This is a genomic window from Pseudomonas sp. MEJ108 (genome assembly GCF_030208985.1).
GTDB lineage: Bacteria > Pseudomonadota > Gammaproteobacteria > Pseudomonadales > Pseudomonadaceae > Aquipseudomonas > Aquipseudomonas fragariae.
The window spans coordinates 1-4,887 of sequence record NZ_JARVSW010000078.1 but is presented as its reverse complement, the minus strand read 5'-3'; the positions used below and the strand labels follow the sequence as shown (position 1 = coordinate 4,887).

Here is a 4,887-nt window from a genome sequence, read left to right as displayed (position 1 = left end):
GGGCGGTTTATTACGCAGGATCCGATTGGGTTGAGTGGTGGGGATAATCTCTATCTGTATGCGCCTAATCCTTATGGGTGGGTTGATCCTTGGGGTCTGTGCAAGAGTGCTGCAAGTGGTGAAAAAGGACGACTTAAAGCCAAGCGTGATCTTGAGCGCAATAATTACGAGGTTCTTGCAGAAGAACTGACAATGACGGTTAACGGTAGCAGAATACGTGCGGACTTCGTGGCCAAAGATAAAAATGGTGTAATTCACGTATTTGAAGTAAAACACAGATCAGGCGGGCTCACCAAAAACCAAAAAGCAGCAGGCATATACAATATGTCCACACCTGCCAATACCACTATTCACTTAGGCGGGGGGGTGATCAAGCAATCAAAAGGAATTGCAGGGACTTTTAAAGTTGACACTAAAGGGCAGCGCGGCATTGAACTGGGCGGCAAAGGAGCAACTCACAATGCGATCTTTAGCATATTAAAATATAGGTAACTTTATGAGTTTGGAAAATAGAAAAATATTTGAAAACGAACTATTAAAAGAGCTTAAAGCCATCAGCACCTCCAAGTCAATCAGCACAGACAAGATAAAAATCTTAGCATCTAAAAACAAACTAAAGTTTAAGTTTGAAAAAGCATATGTTGCCGAGCTTTATTTGGAACACCTTACCAACGCCAATGGCTACTATCTCGGCTGGCACGTTTTCGGCGGACCTATTTACGAATGCACCGCAAATTTTATCGCCCCCTATAAAAGCAACTTACTGAACAAAGCGTGCAGCTCTTATACCACATTAAAAATAGAAGATAAGAAACTCACACTGGTGAGCGGTGGCGTATTAAAAACACCGACTCCTGAAGATGCCGTCGCTATAAGCAAGCATATCAGACAAATTATCGAAGAAGATTACATACCAAAAATCGCAGGTTGCATAATTGCAAGCGAACGCACAATTCAAGACGTAAATGACGCCCCAAGTATTTATGCATACCCTGCTATTTTTATACATTGCGCCATTATGCAAAACCCAAAAATCCCCAAAAAAGATTTACTTAAGAAAATACTCTCTAACAAGAAAATAATTAAAGACAATAATTTTGATTTAGAGCTATTAGAAAGCTATCTTAATAGCCAGCTAACTGATTAACATTACACCGTAGGTTAATTGGGGCGGCTGGCTAAGAACATTGCGCCCAAGGCGCGCTGACCTACGACTAAGACTCACCTAGCCACCTGAACACGCGGGCGCTCTCCACCGAGAGATCTATTGGGAAAAGAGATCACTTAACTTTTGAAACGCACCTATGAATTATTTAGAAATTATTGAATCCGAAATAAATGCAAGTGGAGAAGAGCTGACATTTGCAGGAAGTGCAAGCGATAGCTTAATTCTAGAATTCGAGAAAGAAATGGGGATAAAGTTCCCATACTCATACAAGCTATTCCTTAAAAAATTTGGCGCATTATCATTCGCCGGGGACACATATTATGGAGCAACCAAAAGCGGATTAGCAGCCACTTCGATTCCCAGCGTATTTTTTGCAACAATGAAAGCACGCTCACAAGGCGATGCGGATTCAAAAATGGTTGTTATTCAGTCTTCCGGATACGGTCCAATATATTCTATTGATACTTCGATCAATAGCGGACCCAATGAGAACCCAATAATAGAAACAGAACTATCATTCAAAAGAGAACCCAACAAAAAAATAATATTTGAAAACTATGAACTATTCTTACTATCTGCGATTAGAAAAGCAATCGAAGAGCTATGATACCAGCCTGGATTAATACTTTAGATCCGTGCGCAGCTCGAATATCACTTGAGGGTCTGCAGGGCGGCAGCTAGAGTGCGCCGTACTCAAGAGAAAGATTTAACTACGTCGAAAAACTTTTCCCTATCACCTTAACTGACATAAGACTATAACCATGAACATCGATGCGGAGCTTAAGAAAATAAAAGAAAGCCATTTTTTCTCTAACATGGGCGTTTCATTCTCTAGCGAAAAACGCATTATCTGCATAGAGAACGTACGAAAGGTATTTGTTGAGCCTTTGAACCTAGAATTTAAAGGATGCTATGCGGAGGTTGAGTGGCTCCCAACATCGCCAACTCAAGACGACCCATTTTATAAACTACCTAAACCATCCACAAAACTAACCGAGCTTAGAGTAAAAGCAAATAAATCTGTTATGGCAGCCACGAAAAATTTGGGCAATGGTCCTTTTTTGTGTGGACCACATGATTTTAGTGTTGCTGCCAGAAATAGAGTTTGCTTTGCTTTTCGACAGTATATATCTGAGTGCTACTATGGTCATGGCGTTCAGTGGAAGGAAGTCGTAAATATTTACTATAAGGGCCACTGGCCTGTCGGCTTTACAAAAGACAGACTAGTGGTAATTTAGAAACCAAAGCCAGCCAACATAAAATTTAAAAAAAACTTAGAAAGACAATATACTTTTTATACCTCAAAGCTCTTTAAAAACCAAGCTAGCAGATGGGACTACTAACATCGCGTTAGCCTCCCTTCTGTTTCATTGATGCAACCCACAAATCCAAATACCTGTGGTAGAACAATCTGGGCCGCCTGACACAGGAATCGTCGCCCCAGGGCGCGCTGACCTACGACTACGATCCACTCAGCAACCTGACCACGCTGACCCTTCCCACCGGTCAGCACCTGAACCACCTGTATTACGGCAGCGGCCACCTGCATCAACTGAACCTGGATGGCCAGTTGATCAGCGACATGGAGCGCGACGACCTGCACCGCGAGATCTATCGCACGCAGGGCAAACTCACCAGTTGCTTCGGCTATGACGCACTGGGGCGCAAGACCTGGCAATACGCAACCACCCTGCCCGCTGAAAAACTGTCACAGATACAGAACCCGCTCATAAAGCCAGAGCGCTACGTCGAGCACGCCTACAACCCGCTCCACCGCCGCTACGAATACGACCCGGCCGGCGAGCTGAGCCGCACCCTCGACAAACTGCGTGGCGAAGTCACCTACGAATACGAAGCCAACGGCCGCCTGCTTGAACACAACCCCGAAAAACGTTTCGACGGTGAAGAGTTCCGCTACGACGCCGCTGGCAACCGCCTGAACTTCAACACCAGCCGCTTCGACCGCGTCAAAGACAACCGCCTCAAAAAATGGAGCAACCACGAATACAAATACGACGCGTGGGGCAACCTGGTCGAGAAAATCGTCGGCATTGTGCGTTGGCAGACCTTCACCTACGACAGCGAAAACCGTCTGGTCAAAACCGAGACAATGGCCAACAGTCAGGTGGAAAGCACCAGCAGCTATCAATACGACAGCCTGGGGAGACGCGTTGGCAAACAGTGGGAGATCAAGGGTAAGACCGACCAGAAACGCTTTCTCTGGCAGGGATTGCGGATGTTGCGTGAAGAGGGTCCTGGGCAGAGCAGCCTGTACCTCTACGAGCCCGGCAGCTATGCGCCGCTCGCACGTGTTGATGAGAAAGAGGGCGAGGCAGAGAACAAGGTCTACTACTTCCACACCGACCAGATTGGTACACCACTGGAGATGACCGACGCCGAAGGGCAGATCGTCTGGCAGGCCAAGTATCGGCCGTGGGGGGCGATTGAGAAGCTGGTGGTGAACGAGGTCGAGCAGAACCTGAGGTTTCAGGGTCAGTATTTCGATGTCGAGACGGGGCTTCACTACAACACGTTTCGGTATTACGATCCGGAGATTGGACGGTTTATTACGCAGGATCCGATTGGGTTGAGTGGTGGGGATAACCTGTATCAATATGCGCCTAATCCTAATGGGTGGGTTGATCCGTTAGGCTGGTGCGTCAATGCGAGTGTTACCCGAGGTACCGCAGGACAGCCTTTGCGAGCAACGGCTACGATTACCAAGGCCGACATCAAAAAAGGCGGAACTGCGACAAATGCGTCGTCCCGGAGTTGGGCGAGAAGCCTTGGCAATGCGGACGATGATGCTGGTCACATAATCGCTAAGCTTCTTGGTGGATCGGGTGGTAAGGATGGGGTCTTTCCACAGCTATCGAAAGTTAATAGAGGGTTGTTCAGAGACTTCGAACGAGCAATTGCGAATGAGGTTAAAGACAATGGGCCAGTTGATCTTGAAATCGTTTTCCAATATGCAAATGGCGGCACACGCCCCACTAAAATTTATTATGACCTTTATCGTAACGGGAAGTTAATTGATGGCGCAGAATTCAACAACTAACATAAGCACCGAGCTTAACGAGGAAATCGTAGAAAAAACGTTTCGCGATTTTTCGACGGCATTGCGCAATTGGGAAAATTGGTTTTATACGCACAAGAGAGAGAACAGAAACGCAAATAACAGTACGCCTAATGCGGATGGACGTGCGCGCGCTGAGTTACTAGCAATCTTTTCGACTTACGTTACTGAAAAAGGCAGAAACTATGATCGATTAGAGAACCTGGTATGCAGCATGCATCCTGAATATGAGTTTGAAGAAGAATCGATAAGATTAGAAATCTCTTCAAAAAATACTGCAACCTTAGTATATAAAAAAAAGCACGGCCTAAGACAAACCTACAGATTGACCTTCTCAATAAAAGACAATACATGCAGAATACAAAAACGCGAATTTCAAGACAACGAAAAATGGAGAACCACTTACATCTAGACTTGAAGAAAACCAGAAGACCAACAAGCGAAAGGAACATCATTAAACATTCTCTTTTGGCCGTAAGCATCCAAGACGCGGATGATAATATTGAATATTAAAAATGGCTCTTTAAAAACTCAGATAGAGCGATATAGATGAGCAATGGCGCTAAGTATATGACCCGGCCGACAAATTGCGTGGCGAAGTCACCTACGAGTACGAAGCCAACGGCCGCCTGCTTGAACACAA

The 4,887-nt window shown here is 45.5% G+C and carries 5 protein-coding genes and 1 pseudogene; all 6 read left to right on the top strand.

All coding sequences use genetic code 11. From position 1 onward, the window contains the following. Positions 1 to 492 (top strand): RHS repeat-associated core domain-containing protein (locus tag QRN50_RS24745; protein WP_285427647.1); only part of this gene is annotated, 492 nt, incomplete at its 5' end. Positions 493 to 496: 4 nt separating this feature from the next. Beyond that, the gene (locus QRN50_RS24740) at positions 497 to 1,147 is read left to right on the top strand and encodes a hypothetical protein (protein ID WP_024660390.1); all 651 of its coding nucleotides are present in this window, start codon (positions 497 to 499) and stop codon (positions 1,145 to 1,147) included. 157 nt (positions 1,148 to 1,304) lie between these two features. After that, positions 1,305 to 1,775 (top strand): SMI1/KNR4 family protein, encoded by a 471-nt coding sequence (locus QRN50_RS24735; protein ID WP_080435798.1) that lies wholly within the window; start codon positions 1,305 to 1,307, stop codon positions 1,773 to 1,775. A gap of 154 nt (positions 1,776 to 1,929) precedes the next feature. Next, complete coding sequence (locus tag QRN50_RS24730) at positions 1,930 to 2,406, top strand: hypothetical protein (protein ID WP_080435799.1); 477 nt, start codon at positions 1,930 to 1,932, stop codon at positions 2,404 to 2,406. A 173-nt stretch (positions 2,407 to 2,579) separates the two neighbouring features. Beyond that, positions 2,580 to 4,226, top strand: a pseudogene (locus tag QRN50_RS24725) (RHS repeat-associated core domain-containing protein); the annotation flags it as partial. Next, complete coding sequence (locus QRN50_RS24720; RefSeq protein WP_080395968.1) at positions 4,204 to 4,656, top strand: NTF2 fold immunity protein; 453 nt, start codon at positions 4,204 to 4,206, stop codon at positions 4,654 to 4,656. The pseudogene QRN50_RS24725 and the gene QRN50_RS24720, both read left to right, overlap by 23 nt. The last annotated feature ends 231 nt before the right edge of the window (positions 4,657 to 4,887 follow it).